This window comes from Chitinophaga sp. YIM B06452, from assembly GCF_039655965.1.
Taxonomy (GTDB): domain Bacteria; phylum Bacteroidota; class Bacteroidia; order Chitinophagales; family Chitinophagaceae; genus Chitinophaga.
Map to the genome: position 1 here is coordinate 192,670 of NZ_JAWLKY010000005.1, position 17,989 is coordinate 210,658.

The window sequence follows — 17,989 nt, forward strand, 5'->3', positions numbered from 1 at the left end:
TTTGTAGACTAATCCAAACCAACCATATGCATCACCTGAACTGGATTGCACTTTCCATCGGCGGTTTCCTGTTTTTTATCGGGCTTGAATACCTTGTTTCGCGCCGCACGGGGAAGAATTATTTCCAATTTGCAGAATCTGTTGCCAACCTGAACATCGGCATCGCGGAGCGTTTGCTGGATATTTTTGTAACGGGGTTATTCTATTTCTTTTTTGATTACATCTACCGCCATTTTGCGGTATGGAACATCCAGCCGAACTGGCTGACCTGGTTCCTGCTGTTCCTTGCAACGGACTTCGTGTGGTATTGGTATCACCGGCTGGCACATGAGGTGAACATTCTCTGGGCGGCGCATGTGGTGCATCACCAGAGTGAGGATTTCAACTACACTGTGTCTGCCCGCATCACCGTTTTCCAGGCAGCGGCACGCTGCCTTTTCTGGTCCGTATTGCCGCTGGCGGGCTTTCCGCCGGGCATGATCACGGCGTTGCTGCTGGTGCATGGCCTCTACCCTTTCTTCATCCATACCCAAACCATCGGCAGGCTGGGCATCCTGGAATATTTTATGGTCACGCCTTCGCATCACCGCGTGCATCACTCTTCCAATGAAAAATACCTGGACAAGAATTACGGCGATGTGCTGATCATCTGGGACAAGCTGTTCGGCACTTTCGTGAAGGAAGATGATAAAGAACCCTGTGTGTACGGGCTCACTACACCGTTGAAAAGCCATAGTTTCCTCTGGCAGCAGTTTCACTTCATGCTGGAGCTGGCCACGGCCTTCCGCCGGGCCACCAGCTGGAAACAAAGATGGAACGTGATCTTCGGCAAGCCGGACGATATAGATCCCGCTATACGCGGTCAGCTGGAAACTATCTGGCTGCGCAAAACGGAAAGCCGGAAACAAACAAAGGGGCAGCGCATTTATATCGTTATTCAAACAATAGTGAGCATCAGCCTGCTGTTCGCCACGAGCCTGCTGGAAGCTTACATCCCTGCCGGGCTGGCCGTTTTCATCGTGCTGTTCATTCTCGTGAGCCTGGTGAACACGGGGGCTATCCTGGAGCAGAAGAAATGGTTCTTTTACCTGGAATATGCCCGCATGATGCTGCTGGCCATTACCTGCATGGTGTACTTCCAGCACCTGTACGTATTTGTGAGCGTGCTGCTATTCGCTGGGCTGATGACCTTTTATTTCTCAAAGATCGAAAGATCGTTCAAACGCTGGCTTTTCCAGCGCGCATAGTGCCAAAGTAAATGTCGCGTGGCCGAGTGGTTAGGTAAAGGCCTGCAAAGCCTTTCACGGTGGTTCGAGTCCACCCGCGGCTATCCAGCCATCAAAAACGAAAGGAGGAAATGTATACATTTTCCTCCTTTTTTTGTTCACCATACCTTCCGGGTATTTGGCATAATATTTTTAGTTGTTACCGGTATGGACCATATCCAGATCATCCGGGAACATTTACTGAGAAGCAAAAAGACTGTGGCTGTGGCGGAAAGCGTTACGGCCGGGCTTTTGCAGTTTGCGCTGGCCGGCGCCGAAGATGCCGCGCAGTTTTTCCAGGGAGGTATTACGGCGTACAACCTGGGGCAGAAATACCGCCATTTGCGGATAGAACCTATTCATGCGGAGCAGTGTAATTGTGTGGATGAGCTGGTGGCCATGGAAATGGCGAAAAATGTATGCAAACTGTTTTGCAGTCAATGGGGCATCAGCATTACCGGCTATGCCACGCCGGTTCCCGCGTCCGGCAACAGTTTGTATGCCTGGTATGCTATTGCCCATGGCGACGAAGTGCTGCTGTCGCAGCAGCTCCATGCTGCTTCCGCTGCGCCGGCCGCCGTGCAGCACTGGTACGCCGATATGGCGCTTACCGCTTTTGCGAACGTGCTGCAATACAGGCGTTGATGATGGTATAATGCTTACCACAATGGCGGACCTTTTAAAAAGGTTTTACTTCTTCTTCCCGCTGCCCGTCTTTTCCATAATCCCCTTCCACAGCCTGGATGGCCTCTCTTTCCTTTTTCGAAGGCTCGTGTGTGATCTCTTCACGGCCGGCCTTATCGCTGGGCTCGTTCAGTTTGCGCGCATTGGCGGCTGCCAGTGTATCGCCCAGCAGGTCAGACATAAAAACGTGCGTCCTGGCCGTGGACCCGGAAATGACCTTGCTCTCGCCTCTCATCAGCGCTTCATATCCATCTTTAGCCGCATCGGCGGGATCGTCCAGTTTCTTTTCCTTGTAGCCGACAGTGTTCTGCTGGTGCGCTTTGTGAAAGAAGTCCGTATCCGTAGGGCCCGGCAGCAGCACGGTGATGGTGATGTTCTTATCCTTCATTTCGTTGGCAAGCGCCGCGCTGAAAGAAAGCACGAAGGCTTTGGTAGCTGCATAGACAGACAGCAGCGGCATTGGCGTGGCGCCGGCTTCGGATCCCAGCTGCAATATTTTACCTTCGTTGCGGTTCACCATATCGCGGAGGAATAGCTTGGTGAGCGAGATCAGCGCAATGATGTTCAGCTGTATGATATCGATCTCCCTTTGCAATTCCGTTGTGATGAAAGGCCCCCATTCGCCCTGCCCGGCATCGTTCACCAGCACGTCTACCGAAACGCCCAGGCTCTTTGCAAATTCATATACTTCTTCCGCGGCGCCGGGCACAAACAGGTCTTTCGCATGTGGCGTGATTTCCACACTATATGCATTTTTCAACTCATCGGTCACTTCCTGCAAACGTTCTTCATTTCTCGCCACGAGTATAAGATGATAACCATCCGCGGCGAAAAGCTTCGCCAGCTCGTAACCTATTCCGCTGGTAGCGCCGGTTATCAGCGCATAGCGGTTCCTGTTCTCAAGATGCTGGTTTTCCATATCAGATAGCTTTTTGTTGTGTATCGGCGGGTATTTTCAGGATACCGTTCACCAGCTTCTTCCACTGGAAATGCGAGTATCCCAGCATTGCGCCGATGGCGGTAAAAAGATTGCGGATCTTGTCCCACAAAAGCCGCACGCCGGTATTGGGCGTTTCATTCCTTCCATAAACGCCGGCCTTTACTTCACGGCCTTTTAATTCAACCATGAACGAGCTGGTGGCGTACCGCCTGAAGAAATGGGAAATGCGCTGCCTGGGCTGCCCCGGCCTGGCTGCGGGCCTAACGCGCATAATGAAGGAAAATGAATTATCGGGCACATAGATCTGTTCGCGGATATCTTCCACCCTCACCCAATCGAACCCGTCGCCTTCAATGCTGCCCGGCCCGGGAACGTTGATGCGGATATAATCGCCGGGAGCGGCCATCCTGTCTTGCGGATGCCCGTTGCTGCTCACCAGCTGGAATGAAGCGGAGGCGATGCCGCTGAGGTCTTTCCAGTTGTTCACGGATAACAACCGGTTCATGGCTTTTTCAAACAGGAGCCGCGCCTCGTCTGTGCTGGGAAGTATGATGGACTGGCTGTCGTTCGTGCTGTTGCCTGTCAGTTGCGGCGGGATAGCATTCGTGATGTCGATCGTTTCCATACGTTCTTCTTTCATGTACAAAAAGAGAAAACTATGCCACATAAACAACTATAAACCCTTACTGCTGCTGCATTGGCATCATTTTTTAATCAATAGTCGTAACAATCGGAAGAAAATATGAACGGATATTCACCTTGGTATGCGGCTGTCTACAAAACGCTTACGGATGTTTCGGCCCAAACAGTTTACAATTATTCTTTACACGGATACTCCATACAGGCACAGCTTACAGACCATGCGTTGTGGCTGGAGACCAAGTGGCCTAAAGGCGGTGGCATCGCGGTAAGAACGGCTTACGCGCCCGAGGCGGGCTTACAATTGACCGGATCGGAAATCTTCGCGGGAGGCGTTAAATTTCAATTGGAATCACCTATCGGTCAACATTTTGTACAAATAAAGTACGAACCGGGGAAAATTCCACTCTTCCGTTGCACCGTGAGCTTTATCCCTTTACAGCCATTAACGTTCCCGTTCTGGCCCCGCGATCTCGTAATGCTGGGAAAGGCTGCCCATCCCAATGGCCGGGTGCATATTTCACAAAAAGGCCCCCGCTCCGGGCTGATATTCTTCAGCCTCACCAAACCCGCTATCGGTTCCGTGCTGTATTTCCAGCATCTCGGTTCGCTGCAGGATTACAACGAAACGACGCATACCGAAGCTGCAGACACTGTGGGCGGGCAGTGGCCTGAAATAGGATTCGCGCTGCCTTCCGGCAACCAGCCTTTACAGGAAGGAAAAGAATATGTGCTGTCAGACGCTACATTGCTGTTCAGCGAAAAGATCCCGAAAACGGAATTCGAGGAAGCGGAACAGTTCCTGGAAATGCTTTCGGAAGTGTATCATCATCTTCCAAAGCCTGAAACAGACTACCACGACTGGCCCGAAATACTGCAAAGATCCCTGCACAACCTGCAGCTCAACCCCGGCTGCTGGCAGCAGTTTGAGCAAAACGCATTTCTGAACGCTTACGTGAGCGATTATGATACCCCGCCGGAAACCATGGTGCAAATGGCGGTGCTGCTGCCGTTGATGGATTATGCCGAATGGAGCAGGGAAGAGATCACGCTCGTAAACATCATGAAACAAGGCCTTCCTGCATTTTTTGACGACAGGATAAAAGCGATCGGCCGCTGGCTGCCATCCCGGGAAGATAAGCTGGATAAAAGTGAAGAGCATAAAAAAGAGCGGGTCATGGATTCCTGGTACCTGCACCACCCGATGCTGAACCTCGGCCGGCTGGCGGGGAAAGGCGATAAACACGCGAAAGTATTATTCCTCCGGTCGCTGCAATTTGTCATAAAAGTGGCGCGGCATTTTAAATATGAATGGCCCGTATTTTACAACCTGGACACCCTGGAAGTGATAAAAGCCGACACACAGCCCGGCCAGGGCGGCGAAAAAGACGTAGCCGGCATTTATGCGCACATACTCATACAGGCTTACGAGCTCACCGGCGAACATAAATATCTCACTGAAGCAAAAAGGGCGGCGCGTTCACTGAAAGGCAAAGGCTTTAACCTGTTCTACCAGGCAAACAACACCGCTTTTTCCGCCGGCGCGTTGCTGAAGCTGTACAAGATCACCGGAGATAAAAGTTTCCTGCGCCTGAGTTATATCTGCATAGCCAACCTCATGCGCAATACCGCGATTTGGGATTGCCAGTATGGTAACGGCAAACATTTCAGCACATTTTTCACCCTCTTCCCGCTGAACGACGCGCCGTATACCGCCGTATACGAAGAACTGGAGGGCTTCAGCGCCTTCCATGATTACCTCCGGCAGGCACAGGGCGTGGAAATACTGCCCGCCGTATCCATGCTGCTGGCTGAATATATACGGTACCTGCTGCATAGGTCCATTTATTACTACCCTCCCGCACTGCCGCCTGAAATGATCAGCAGGAAACCGAAAATGGGCGAGGTAGATAACCGGCTGTGGATCCCGCTGGAAGACCTGCAATTCGGCTGGAACCAATCCGGCACCGTGGGCCAGGAAGTATACGGCGCAGGACTTGCCTTTGCCATCGTGCCACGGCATTATTTCAAGCTGCGCAATGAAGAAGTGATGCTGTTCATAGATTACCCCGCCACCAACCTCAGAGCGGGAACCAACGGCAGCATGCATTTCGCCGTCCAGGGCGACGAAAGGCTTACCTGCCGCCTGCTTCTTTATTCAGTGAACGGCAAGCCGCTGAAGTCGGTAAAAATAACCGGCAAACGCGGCAGGCATACTACCGTGTATTCACCGTCGGCCGACAGTAAAGGCAGGCTCGTAGTGGACATACACGGCAACCAGAAAATAACTGTTGAACTAAATAAATCTGTACATCATGGAAAACGCACCTGACATACACGGTAAGATCCTGGAAGGCATTTCAGTGCTCATCACCGGCGGTACCACCGGCATTGGAAGGGCCACGGCATTGCTGCTGGCCGAACATGGCGCAAAGATCCTTTTCTTCGGCCGCCACGAAAAAGAGCTGAACGACGTGACGGAAGAATTTACGAAGAATGCCCTGGAAGATAAAGTAATGGGCGTCATTGCCGATGTTTCCCGCAAAGACGATATCGATTTCATTTTCCAGCAGGCAGACGGCTTCCTGGGGCAGCTGAATGTGCTGGTAAACAATGCGTCACTCGGCTACAAAAGCATCATGGAAGGGAATTACGACGATTGGCAATACATTCTCCAGGTAAATCTCCTGGGCTACATGGCCTGCACCCACGAAGCAGTAAAACGCATGAAAGACAAGAACGGCGGGCATATCATCAACATCGGCTCCATGAGCGCGGATATACGGGAAAAAGGCAGCTCCGTATACGTGGCCACCAAAGCAGGTATACAAGGCTTCTCTGAAGCATTACGCAAAGAAGTGAACCCGCTGGGCATAAAAGTAACGCTGATAGAGCCCGGCGCCGTAGGCACAAACATGCAGCCCGGCTCGTCTGAAGACCATCGCGAAAAGACCAAGGAAATGGAAATGCTGAAAGCCGAAGACATCGCGCAATGCGTGCTGTACGTGCTTACCCAGCCCAAACGCTGCGATGTGGTGGAAGTGAAGATCCGGCCGCATTTGCAACTGATCTAAACCTTCAAACATGAAAAAACATTCCTGGCTGTACCTGAACAGCCTGACCATAGCGTTCGTGAGCATGCTCGTGATCTGCCTTGCAGCGCAGGCCTACACAGGATTGGAGCAATTCAATGATGAGCTGGAAAAAATGGGCATGGAAAAGATCTCCTTTGCCGCCTATCTCACCAGCCCTCATTTCCTGGAAGCAACTTTCGAGAACTGGGAAAGCGAGTTCCTGCAAATGGCCATGTATGTAGTGCTCACGGTATGGCTGCGGCAGATCGGTTCCGCAGAATCCAAAGACCCGGATAAGAAGGAAGATGTGGACCGGGAGCCCAAACCCGGCCCGGATGCGCCCTGGCCGGTAAACAAAGGCGGCTTCTGGCTGAAGCTGTATAAACATTCTTTGTCGCTGGCGTTCCTGGTATTGTTCCTGGTTTCTTTCTGCCTGCATTTCAAAGGCAGCCTGGGGCATTACAACATCGAGCAGGTCAGTGAAAACAAACCCACCGCTACTGCGGCGGAATATATTTTGAATTCGAAGTTCTGGTTCGAGTCGTTCCAGAACTGGCAAAGTGAATTCCTTTCTGTCGCCTCTATCGTGTTTCTCTCTGTTTACCTGCGCCAGTGGGGTTCGCCGGAATCAAAGCCGGTGGATGCGCCGCATATGGAAACAGGGAAATGATGGCTACAGCGCGGGATCGGCCTGTTCAACCTTTAAGCCGTTGAGCGCTGCCTGGATGTGCACAGCGTTGTACCGCAGCAATTTTTCCAGGATAGCATGCAGCACTCTCGGTTCCACGGGCTTGCGCAGGTAGCCGTCCATGCCCATGCCGATCACCTCCGCTTCCTGCTCCTTGAATGCGTTGGACGAAACAGCGACCACCGGGATACGTTGCAGCTGCTCGTCTTTGCGGAGGTAAAGGAAAGTATCCCGGCCGTTCATTACAGGCATGTGCAGGTCCATCAGGATCACGTCCGGCTTCAGCCTGCGCGCCATTTCAATGCCTTCGGAGCCGTCGTGCGCAAACCATACCTGCGTAACGCCGAGGCGGGCCAGGAAATGTTTCATGATCGTATGGTCGATGTCGTTATCGTCCATTACCAGTATCTTGGAATCAGCAGGGAGTTTGGGGAGTTCCACAGGTTGGGCGGGCAGTTCCTGCACTTCTTCGCTTACCAGCAACGGCAGTGTGATGATAAAATTGCTGCCTTGCCCGGGCGTGCTGCTCACCCTCAGGTTGCCGCCCATGTTCTCAGCTTTGCGTTTGGCGATGGCCAGCCCCAGGCCGCTGCCCATAAACTCGCGGTACAGCTCGCTGTCACCCTGTTCCAGCGGTTCAAAGAGCGCGTCTATCTGGCCGTCTGTAATTCCTTTCCCTTCGTCGCACACCTGCAGGAAAAGTGTGGTTTGTTTGTGAAAACAGCGTACCCTGATGTTCTTACCGGCGGAAGAGAATTTCAGCGAATTAGAGAGGATATTATTCACCACCTGGCCAAGCATCATCTTGTCGCAGAGGATCATTTCCGGGAAGCGGCTGTCTATCTCCAGGTGTATGAGGATGGACTCTTTGCTGGCGATGCTTTGGTAGATGCTCACGGTATGGGTCAGCCATTCTTTCAGCGAGAAAGGTTCAGGCCTTGGTTCCTCTGTGGTTCCAGCTTCTATCTTTGACAATTCTAAAACACTGTTTACGAGTTCTATAATGTTGTGGCTCACAGCGTTCATGCTCTTGGCCATTTGCCGCGCCTGTGCGCCTGTGGCCGTATTCAGCCTGCTCATTTCGTCACTAAGCAGCTCGCTCAGCCCTGCCAGGGTATTCAGCGGCGTTCTGATCTCGTGGCTCAGTTCGCTGATGAACTGCGTTTTGGCTGTATTGGCTTTTACGAGAGCAAAGGTACGCTCGCGCACCAGCTGCTCCAGCTCTTTGCTGTATTTTTCGAGTTCCCTGCGCTGCCGCTCAATTTCCCGGCGGCTGCTGGCAAGAGAAGTATTCCGGCTGCGCAGCGCCCGCAGCAGGTCCATGATATTATCCTGGTACAGGCTGATAGCGAGGTAATTGAGGAACAGCACCACCGGCATCACCATCCAGCGGTATATGTTCTGGGTAGTTTGACTTAACGGTAAGGACGTTACGAGGTGAAAGTAATAAATAAACTCAAGGATTACGAGGCAAATAATTGGCATTGAAACGCATATGAAACGCTGCACTTTTTCCTGCGGCCGCCAGATGAGCAGCGCAATGCTCATCATGAACACCGCCAGCAGCTGCACTTCCGTAACCCTCCCCAGGATGGCGCCGTAATACAGGATCACAAGGATGTATAATACGTATGCGCCTATACGGGAAACCATATACTGCTGCTTCCCGTTCAGCCAGATCATGACAAAGAAGGCAGGACAGAAAAAGCAAACCGCCGGTATCAGTATCAGCAGGGAACTGAGCAGCAGGTAGAATGCAATGCCATAAACGGCAACCAGGATGCCTGATGCCAGGCTCACAACGTTCACCACTCTGATCCTCCTTGCTTCTTCTTTTTCTGACATTTGCAGGATGCCCGTCCGGTATACCTGCTGCATACGGGCGCGGAATGATTGGGATAAAAAACGCATCATCACGAATAGGTTTTATAAAACAAACGTCCTGGGAAATCCAGGGGCCCGGCCAATTACAACGGTTTTTCATTTCACAGGCCAAGGATATGAGTCGGCCGGGTGCAATTTAGTTTTTGGTCAAATAGGTTCTAAAGGGCTCAACATTAAAAATAATAGATTTCTGTTCCGACGTGGTATATACGAAATAAGATCCCACCCGGATTCTATTCTTTTCCTTTCTTCTTTTTGCCGCCAGTGGCGGCTTCGTGGGGTAAAGGAGTTGTTTGCGATTTCGGCCTGTTGCCGATCACTGAATTGCTCAGCTCTCCTCTTTCGTAAGTTTCACGCATCATCACGCCGTCTTCGTCGTATACTTTCCATTCGCCGTGTTTTACGGAATAACCTTTGCGTGTTACTTCCGTCAGCGTTTCCTGCCCGCTCACGGGGTCTATTACCACGATGGTATCTTTCTGTCCGTCGATGTCTACGGAAAGCATATTGCCGACGGCGCTTACTTTGCCGTTGGGGTAATAGTATTTGCAAAGACCATCCAGCACGCCGTTCTTAAAGGTTTCTTCGGCCATCACGTCACCGTCTGCCGAATATTTTTTCCATACGCCTTCCTTACGGTCATTTTTATAAATGCCTTCCCAGCTGTAGCCCGGCTCCCCGCGTAGCGGCGGCACCTGTTCCACCCAGGGGCCCTGTTTACGTTTTTTTGCATCCGTTTGATTGGCAGCGGATTGAGCGGAGGCAAACACTGCAATACAGCAGCAGATGATCAACAATGATATTTTTTTCACAGGAGGATGGATTTATGATCACAAATTAATCTTTTTCTTCAAATGTAAAAGGCCCCGGACCCATCCGGAGCCTTTTACCTGGAAATGTAGGTTATGAGAGCTTATTTGCTGAGTGTAATGACCGGCAGTTTTGTATCCTTATTCTGTTCTACCTTAACGCCGGTGACCGTGGTGTCTTTATACCCGTTGCCTGCGTTCACGAATACGCTGTAAGTGCCTGTTTTGAGACCACGTACCTTAAACTCGCCCTGCCGCCCGGGGATTGCATAGAGGGAATCGAGATCGTTGTATACGGTGATCACCGCCTGGGCATCTGTCGGTAACACTTTACCTGAAACGGAGCCTGTCTGGCGTACGGTCCACACGTGGATAACGGGTTTGAGGATGAACTTGCCCCTGCTTACCTGGATGATGGAACGCTGAACGTCGAAGTCGAGCCAGAGCTGGAGGTTATCGGGTGTAACTTCATCCCATTCTTCATGCCTTACTTTGATCAGTATTTTCACCTGGCCGTTGATAGACCTGAGCGGATAGCTTACGCTGTCTTTAACGAGGGAATTGTTGGATCCGAGGGTGATACGGATCTTTTCGATGCGGCCTTTCGGTACATAGCCGTTGGCCAGGCTGGTATCTACGCCATTGCGGAGGGCGAGCAGGTCGTATACGCCGGGGTTGATGTCGAGGGTATCCCATACTTCGCAGTCTTTGTCCCTGTCTTTGTCTTTCCAGTCTTCCCACCAGCCGCAGCGGTCGCGGTCGTCCCAGCGGTCATCGTCGCCCCTGCCGTTGTTGTCGGAGCAGGTATCCACGAGCACTTCAACCCGTTGGATGTCAACTAAAACCTGGTCAAAAAGGCCGGGGTCGTCTGTCAGTCTGAGGCTAACCTTTTGCATACCTTCCGGGACCTTTTCAGGTGCGGCGGAATCATTTTTTGTACATGCGTAAATGATAATGGAAAGGGCGCCCAACAACAACACCGGCAGGCCCATTTTACGGAACATGTTTTTCATAATAAAGAATGGTTTAAGAGTGATAGTTTTTCAACCCGGTTAAAGCTCTTATAGTGTCCGGCATCATCAGGATAATGTCCATAGATTGGATGGTGTCCGGATGATGTCCGTGTTGTATTGTCGTTGTATTTCAGATAATGGCTACTTAAAAACGCATCCTCACAGTTCCTTATTGCGGCACTCCTTTAGATCATCCCAACTTCCAAAAGTTTAAACCGTTGTTCCGTTGTTAGAAAATTTTCCCAAAAAATAAACTGGGCTGTGTTCCTAATGGCAATGTGCACAGTATTTTTTGGGAAAATTTCCTAACAACTCCACCTGCAAGAGGTGCAGCGGTGATGGGCGGAGGAATGGATAAACCCTTGCTGTTTGCGAATCAAGTATTTGATAATAAATGATTTGAGGAATCATTTTCTTGGGGAAGAAGAAAAAAAGTCAAAGGGAGCAAAAGGAAGTAGAAGTAAAGGAGTAATACCGATAGTTTCATTATCAGGTCATGAGACCTGATAGCAGTGTATTTGTTAATAGAGGATTTTGTAAGTAAAAAGATCAAAGAAACCCTCCTGGCCTGACACTAATTTTTTATGGTACTACCGAGGATGAATGGCAAATTTTTATAAAAAATGCTGTGCCCACAGCCATAGCAAACGCAGCCCAGTTTATTTTTTATAAAAATTTGCCATTCATCCGCAACGAACATAGCCCGGTTTATTTTTTATAAAAATTATTCTTTTGTCCGTTTCCGAAGGATGGAAGCGCCGAGGGGCGGGAGTCTTAAATGAATATCGTAGGGTTTGCCAAACCGGCCGGGGACGGGTTTAATGACGCCTGTATTAACGACCCCGCTGCCGTAAAATTCCGGGGAGTCGCTGTTCAGTATCTCTTCGAACGGTTCGCCCCAGGGAATGCCGATGGGATAATCTTCTCTTGGAACGGGGGTCATGTTGAGCGCGGCGAGCAGCACTTCTCCCTTTTCGTTTTTACGGGCAAAAACAAGAATGCTGTTTTCCTGGTCGGCCAGGTGTATCCATTCAAAGCCTTTCCCGTCGAACTGGGTTTGATATAATGCGGGTTCGGAGGTATACAGTTTGTTGAGGGCTTTTACATATTGCTGAAGGCCACTGTGGGTGGGATGTTTCAGCAGGTCCCAGCCGAGCTCGGATTTGAAGTTCCATTCCTTTGTATCGCCAAATTCACCGCCCATAAACAGCAGCTTAGTGCCGGGGTGCATGAACATGTAGCTGTACAATAGCCGGAGGTTGGCAAACTGCTGCCAGTCGTCGCCGGGCATTTTGTAGATCATCGGGCTTTTGCCGTGCACTACTTCATCATGACTGAGCGGGAGCATGAAGTTCTCGCTGAAGGCGTACATGATGCTGAAAGTGATCTGGTTGTGATACCATTTCCGGAAAAGCGGGTCTTTTTTGAAATAGTCCAGCGTGTCGTTCATCCAGCCCATCATCCATTTCATGCCGAAGCCCAGGCCGCCCATAAAAACAGGGCGGGATACGCCGTAAAAGGAAGTGGATTCCTCGGCGATCGTTTGCGTATCGGGGAAACGGGAATAGATGACGGAGTTCATTTCCTTCAGGAAGGCGATAGCTTCCAGGTTTTCGTTGCCGCCGTGAACATTGGGCTCCCAGGTGCCGGCCTTGCGGGAATAATCCAGGTGGATCATGGAAGCCACCGCATCCACGCGCAGGCCGTCTATGTGGAATTTGTCCAGCCAGAAACAGGCGTTGCTGAGCAGGAATGACTTTACTTCGTTGCGGGCATAGTTGAATACATAGCTGTTCCAGTCCGGGTGGAAACCTTTGCGCATATCCGCATATTCGTAGCAATGACTGCCATCAAAGCGGTACAGGCCGTGCTCGTCGTACGGGAAGTGGGAAGGTACCCAGTCCAGGATCACGCCGATGCCGGCCTGGTGAAAGGCATCTACCAGCGCCATAAAATCCTGCGGCGTCCCGTACCGGCTGGTGGGTGCATAAAAACCGGTAAGCTGGTACCCCCAGGAGCCGTCGAACGGATGTTCCATAACAGGCATGAACTCTACGTGGGTGAAACCCATGTCTTTGACGTAAGGCACCAGCATGGCGGCTATTTCACGGTAACTGTAAAATACCTCATGGTTATTCGGATCAGGCCTGCGCCATGACCCGAGGTGCATTTCGTACACTGAAAAAGGACTTTTGAGACTGTTCTTAGAAGCCCGTTTGTTCATCCAGGCAGCGTCTTTCCACTTGTATTCCAGGTGGGTGGTCACGGAAGCCGTTTTGGGCCGCACTTCCCAGAAATTGGCAAAGGGGTCGCCTTTGCGCAGCTCTTCCCCGGAGTTGGAGCGGATAAAGTATTTGTAAAGAGTATGTTCCTTCAGGTGAGGCACAAACCCTTCCCAGATACCGGATTTGTCCCAGCGGGGGAACAGGGTGTGGCTGTAGGTATTCCAGCCGTTGAAGTCGCCGATCACGGAAACGAAAGCTGCGTTGGGCGCCCATACTGCGAAGTAAGTACCGGTCACGCCTTCATATGTCAGCGCATGCGACCCGAATTTTTCATACAGCCGGTCGTGTGAGCCTTCCTGGAATAACTGGATATCCTTCGCGGAGAATAATGAAAAGGGTTCTACCGGTTCCAGCTTACGGAAGGGTTCTTCATCGCGTGGAATGATATTTTTCTTTTGTTGGGTCGCCATACCTTGCAGAGAGTGCTTTCCTTACAAGGTAAAAAATAACCCGCAAACTATCGCCTGCGGGTTAATTTTTTTATCATGATGATGATTATGAACGTTTTCCGCGGAAACCGCCGCTTCCGCTCTTGGAGAACTCACGGCGCGGGCGGAAACCACCGTCTTCGCTGCCGGTCCAGGTTTTGCGGGGCTTGTCGCCATACGAGCGGTAACCGCCGCCGGACTTGCGTTTATCGCCGTCCTGGCTGGTCTCGATCCTTACGGAACGGCCATTGTATTCCACTTTAGTGAAGCTCTGCTGTACTTTTTCCACCACATCGTTCTCTACTTCAAAGAAGGAATAAACCCCTTTCAGGTCAATACGGCCGATCTTGTTGCCGCGCAGGCCGGTATTGTCGCAAATGAAGCGCAGCATGTCGCCGCGGGTGAAATTGTCTACAGAACCGAGATTGATGAACAGGCGGGTGAACTTGCCGGAGAAGCGGTTGCTCATAGAGTTCTCGTCGCCGCGGCGCTCTTCCTTCACGTTCAGGTCCGGCGCATCCTGGTAGTATTCCAGGAATTCGTTGAATTCCAGGGAAGCGAAGCGGCGGATCAGGTCTTCTTTGGACAGGTCCGCGAATTCTTCGTATATACGTCCCAGGTAGGGATCGATCTGTTCTTCGTTTACGGTTACGTTGTGCACCTTATGCACGAGGGCGAAGAGCTGTTTTTCGCATACTGCGAAGCCATCGGGCACTTCCGCTTTCACGAATTTCTTGCCGATCACGCGCTCTATCTGGCGGATCTTACCGATGTCCCTTCCGCCGATAATGGCGATGGAAACGCCAGAACGGCCTGCGCGCGCGGTACGGCCGCTGCGGTGGGTGTAGTTCTCCACGTCGTCGGGCAGGTCGTAGTTGATCACGTGCGTTACGTTATCCACGTCGATGCCGCGGGCGGCTACGTCGGTAGCTACCAGCACCTGGATGGATTTTTCACGGAAGCGTTTCATCACTTTATCGCGCTGTTGCTGCGTGAGGTCGCCATGCAGTGCGTCTGCATTGTAACCGTCGCGGATAAGGGATTCTGCGATCTCCTGTGATTCTATCTTGGTGCGGGTGAAAATGATGCCGAAGATCTCGGGATTGAAGTCTACGATGCGTTTCAGCGCGGCGTATTTGTCGCGGGGGCGCACCACGTAGTATTCATGTTCGATGTTGGCGTTGCCGCTGTTTTTGCTGCCTACGGTCAGTTCGAACGGATCTTCCATGTAGTTCTTGGCGATCCGGCGTACTTCAGCGGGCATGGTGGCGGAAAACAGCCAGGTGGTCTTGCTTTCCGGGGTGTTAGACAGGATGCTGTTGATGTCTTCCTGGAAGCCCATGTTCAGCATCTCATCCGCTTCGTCGAGGATGGCGTAACGAACGTTATCGAAATTGATGGCGCCGCGCTCGATGATGTCCAGCAGGCGGCCGGGCGTGGCTACCACGATGTGGGCGCCGCGTTTCAGCTCACGCAGCTGCAGGCCGATGGCAGTGCCGCCATATACGGCTACGATGCTCAGGTCGCCGAGATATTTGGAAAAATTCTTGAGATCGTTGGTGATCTGTAAGCACAGCTCACGGGTAGGGCACAAAATGAGACCCTGTGGCTGGCGGATCTTGAGATCCAGTTGATGAAGCAGGGGAAGGCCGAAAGCAGCGGTCTTACCGGTACCGGTCTGCGCCAGGCCCACAAAATCCCGATCGCCGCCCAGCAATACGGGGATGGCTTTTTCCTGGATCGGTGTGGGGTTCACAAAACCGAGGTCTGTTACTGCTTTCAGGAGGTTGTCCTGCAGTCCTAATGATTCGAATGTTGTCATTTAATTTTTTTCGGTGGCCCGCTTGTTGTTTTAACAGGCCGGGTGATCAATACGCCGGTGTCAATCAGTTGTAAACCATTTTAAACCAGCTCTCCTTCCAAGTCATAGTCGAACGCCTTGGTAATTTTAACCTGTACGAAATCTCCGGGTTTCAACTTCTTGTCCGTGTTAATGATCACTTCATTATCCACCTCTACCGAATCGAACTCCGTGCGGCCCAGGTAACGGCCGGATTCTTTTTTATCTACGATTACTTTAAATACTTTTCCTACTTTCTCCTGGTTCTTTTCCAGGGAGATCTCCTGCTGCGTTTCCATGATATCCTGCGCGCGGCGTTCTTTCTCTTCGGCAGGAATATTGTCTTCCAGCTCGTACGCGGAAGTGTTTTCCTCGTGGCTGTAGGTGAACACTCCCACCCTGTCGAACCGCACTTCTTCCAGGAAACGTTTCACATCTTCCACGTCTTCTTCTGTTTCACCCGGGAAACCCGCTATCAGCGTGGTGCGGAGGCAGATGCCGGGCACTTTTTCGCGGATGGTCTGCACCAGGTCGAATATCTCCTTTCGGGTGATCTGGCGCTTCATGGCTTTCAGCATGGGGTCCGCAATATGTTGCAGGGGCATATCCAGGTATTTGCAGATATTATCCCTTTCACGCATCACGTCCAGTATTTCCAGCGGGAACTTGGTGGGATAGGCGTAATGCAGCCTGATCCATTCCAGCCCCTTCACGTCCGCCAGCGCATGCAGCAGCTCGGCCAGGCGGCGTTGTTTGTACAGGTCAAGACCGTAATAGGTCAGCTCCTGCGCAATCAGCATGATCTCCTTCACCCCGCTTTTCACCAGCTTTTCCGCTTCCGCCACCACCTGCTCGATGGGCTTGGACACGTGCTGACCGCGCATCAGGGGAATGGCGCAGAAAGCGCAGGTGCGGTTGCAGCCTTCGGATATTTTCAGGTACGCGTAATGAGACGGGGTGCTGAGCAAACGTTCGCCGATCAGTTCCGCTTTATAATCCGCGTCAAACTTCTTAAGGATGAGAGGCAGCTCCATGGTGCCAAACCAGGCGTCCACACCGGGGATCTCTTTTTCAAGGTCTCCGCGGTAACGTTCGCTGAGGCAGCCGGTCACAAAAACCTTGTCCAGCTTACCCCTGCTTTTCAATTCCACCTGGTCCAGGATCGTGTTGATGGATTCTTCTTTGGCCTTGTCAATAAAACCGCAGGTGTTCACTACCACGATGTTATGGTCGCGTTTGGCATTTTCATGCACCACGTCGATATCGTTGGCTTTGAGCTGACCGCTTAATACCTCGGAATCAACCATATTCTTGGAACAACCCAGCGTTATAATATTAACCTTGTCTTTCTTTAAAGTTCTAGTCTTCAAATAGCAATTTTTAGAATTTGCCACGAAGACACGCAGACACGCTCGGAAAATACAGCAGGCAAGCTGTTTGAGTGACTATGAGCCTAAGTGGAGGTCTAATGAAAGACGCAAAGGTAATCAAATAATTTGAATTACACAGGTTTATCGCTGCGGTGCGGGTTAATTTATTGTTATAACATTAATTTCAGGCATGCATACGGCGCATGGCGCGTTCCGCCCGTTCGTTGGCCACTTTCCTCTTATAGTGGTACCACCATTCCGGCGCCATTTTGATCAGCAGGTTGTTCATGCTGCGGAGGCCGGCAATATGGTACAGGCCGTTCAGCTTGCCGCTGAGACTTTGGTCCAGGGCACGCAGGCTCATGGCAAAGCCGCCGTCCAGGTATTCCATATGATGCCAGTATCCGCCGGGCATAAACATGGTTTCACCGTGTTCCAGCACGGTAGTATATGCTTTGGCGTAGCGGAGCGCGGGGAACTTCTGCTCGTCCAGCTGTTCGCTCCAGTTTACAAAGCTGGCAGCGCTTTCCACGGTCATGGGCATGCGGTAGATCAGCTCCGACTGGTTGTTTTCCAGCAGCAGTACCCTTTTGCGGCCTATGAACTGGGTATGGAGAATATGACTGAGGTCGATGTCGTAATGCATGTGGGCAATGGAACCTGCACCGCCTACAAAGAGCATCGGGTATTTTTTAAGGAAGCCTTTTACAAGAAAGTCAGGCCAGTTGAAATCCCGCACCAGCTGGGGTGCATGCTGGAAGATGTTGAACAGGAAAATACGGAGCTGGACGGGCCCTTGTTGTATCATATCCAGGTATTTACCAAAGGTAATGTAGTCGTCTGCCCCATTCACGAGGGTTTTGGCGCCGGCCCGTTCATTATTGTAAACGCCTACGGTCTTATCCCCCACCAGGGACTTGAAATAATCCCAGGTCCATTTTTCATAAGCTGGCCAGGATTTAGACAATCCGGTAATGATCAAGGGTTTACGTGGTTCATAATAACGGGTCTTGAATTCTTCTGGTGTGATGTTCTCAACTCGATCTATGGATTGCAATTGCATAAACACG

The 17,989-nt window shown here is 51.4% G+C and carries 14 protein-coding genes and 1 tRNA gene; 6 read left to right on the plus strand and 9 right to left on the minus strand.

Translation table 11 applies throughout. The features are described 5' to 3' along the window. The first annotated feature begins 26 nt into the window (after positions 1–26). From R3I13_RS22375 to R3I13_RS22385, 3 genes are all read left to right on the plus strand, one after another. Positions 27–1,247, plus strand: a complete 1,221-nt coding sequence (locus R3I13_RS22375; protein WP_346320207.1) for a sterol desaturase family protein — start codon at positions 27–29, stop codon at positions 1,245–1,247. Between the two features lie 12 nt (positions 1,248–1,259). Next, positions 1,260–1,334, plus strand: a tRNA-Cys gene (locus tag R3I13_RS22380). Positions 1,335–1,433: 99 nt separating this feature from the next. Further along, positions 1,434–1,910, plus strand: coding sequence for a CinA family protein (locus R3I13_RS22385; RefSeq protein WP_346320208.1), 477 nt, complete (start codon positions 1,434–1,436; stop codon positions 1,908–1,910). A gap of 34 nt (positions 1,911–1,944) precedes the next feature. On the opposite strand, the gene R3I13_RS22390 is transcribed toward R3I13_RS22385, so the two are convergent. Next, positions 1,945–2,868, minus strand: a complete 924-nt coding sequence (locus R3I13_RS22390; protein ID WP_346320209.1) for an SDR family oxidoreductase — start codon at positions 2,866–2,868, stop codon at positions 1,945–1,947. Between the two features lies 1 nt (position 2,869). Further along, on the minus strand, positions 2,870–3,529 hold the full coding sequence (locus tag R3I13_RS22395; RefSeq protein ID WP_346320210.1) for a hypothetical protein: 660 nt from the start codon (positions 3,527–3,529) through the stop codon (positions 2,870–2,872). Between the two features lie 102 nt (positions 3,530–3,631). On the opposite strand from R3I13_RS22395, the gene R3I13_RS22400 reads away from it, so the two are divergent. Genes R3I13_RS22400 through R3I13_RS22410 form a run of 3 tightly spaced genes read left to right on the plus strand, consistent with a single transcriptional unit; the run spans position 3,632 to position 7,272 of the window. Then, on the plus strand, positions 3,632–5,860 hold the full coding sequence (locus R3I13_RS22400; protein WP_346320211.1) for a hypothetical protein: 2,229 nt from the start codon (positions 3,632–3,634) through the stop codon (positions 5,858–5,860). Next, positions 5,844–6,602: an SDR family oxidoreductase gene (locus R3I13_RS22405; RefSeq protein WP_346320212.1), complete on the plus strand. Its 759-nt coding sequence runs from the start codon at positions 5,844–5,846 to the stop codon at positions 6,600–6,602. The genes R3I13_RS22400 and R3I13_RS22405 overlap by 17 nt, the downstream gene beginning before the upstream one ends. 10 nt (positions 6,603–6,612) lie before the next feature. Next, complete coding sequence (locus tag R3I13_RS22410; protein ID WP_346320213.1) at positions 6,613–7,272, plus strand: DUF6766 family protein; 660 nt, start codon at positions 6,613–6,615, stop codon at positions 7,270–7,272. A 3-nt stretch (positions 7,273–7,275) separates the two neighbouring features. Here R3I13_RS22410 and R3I13_RS22415 read toward each other — a convergent pair whose 3' ends face one another. The 7 genes from R3I13_RS22415 to R3I13_RS22445 all read right to left on the minus strand — a co-directional run bounded on the left by R3I13_RS22415 (position 7,276) and on the right by R3I13_RS22445 (position 17,982). After that, a complete protein-coding gene (locus R3I13_RS22415) occupies positions 7,276–9,204 on the minus strand; it encodes an ATP-binding protein (protein ID WP_346320214.1) in 1,929 nt (642 codons plus the stop codon). Between the two features lie 203 nt (positions 9,205–9,407). After that, positions 9,408–9,986, minus strand: a complete 579-nt coding sequence (locus R3I13_RS22420; RefSeq protein ID WP_346320215.1) for a hypothetical protein — start codon at positions 9,984–9,986, stop codon at positions 9,408–9,410. Positions 9,987–10,087: 101 nt separating this feature from the next. Then, entirely contained in the window at positions 10,088–10,996 is a 909-nt protein-coding gene (locus R3I13_RS22425) for a DUF4382 domain-containing protein (RefSeq protein WP_346320216.1), read from the minus strand. A 724-nt stretch (positions 10,997–11,720) separates the two neighbouring features. After that, positions 11,721–13,691 (minus strand): 1,4-alpha-glucan branching protein GlgB, encoded by a 1,971-nt coding sequence (glgB, locus tag R3I13_RS22430; RefSeq protein WP_346320217.1) that lies wholly within the window; start codon positions 13,689–13,691, stop codon positions 11,721–11,723. Positions 13,692–13,776: 85 nt separating this feature from the next. Beyond that, entirely contained in the window at positions 13,777–15,531 is a 1,755-nt protein-coding gene (locus tag R3I13_RS22435; protein ID WP_346320218.1) for a DEAD/DEAH box helicase, read from the minus strand. Positions 15,532–15,611: 80 nt separating this feature from the next. After that, entirely contained in the window at positions 15,612–16,919 is a 1,308-nt protein-coding gene (gene rimO / locus R3I13_RS22440; RefSeq protein ID WP_346320219.1) for a 30S ribosomal protein S12 methylthiotransferase RimO, read from the minus strand. Positions 16,920–17,103: 184 nt separating this feature from the next. Further along, positions 17,104–17,982 carry a cupin-like domain-containing protein gene (locus R3I13_RS22445; RefSeq protein ID WP_346320220.1) on the minus strand — a complete coding sequence of 293 codons (879 nt, stop codon included), beginning with the start codon at positions 17,980–17,982 and terminating at the stop codon, positions 17,104–17,106. Positions 17,983–17,989: the final 7 nt, after the last annotated feature.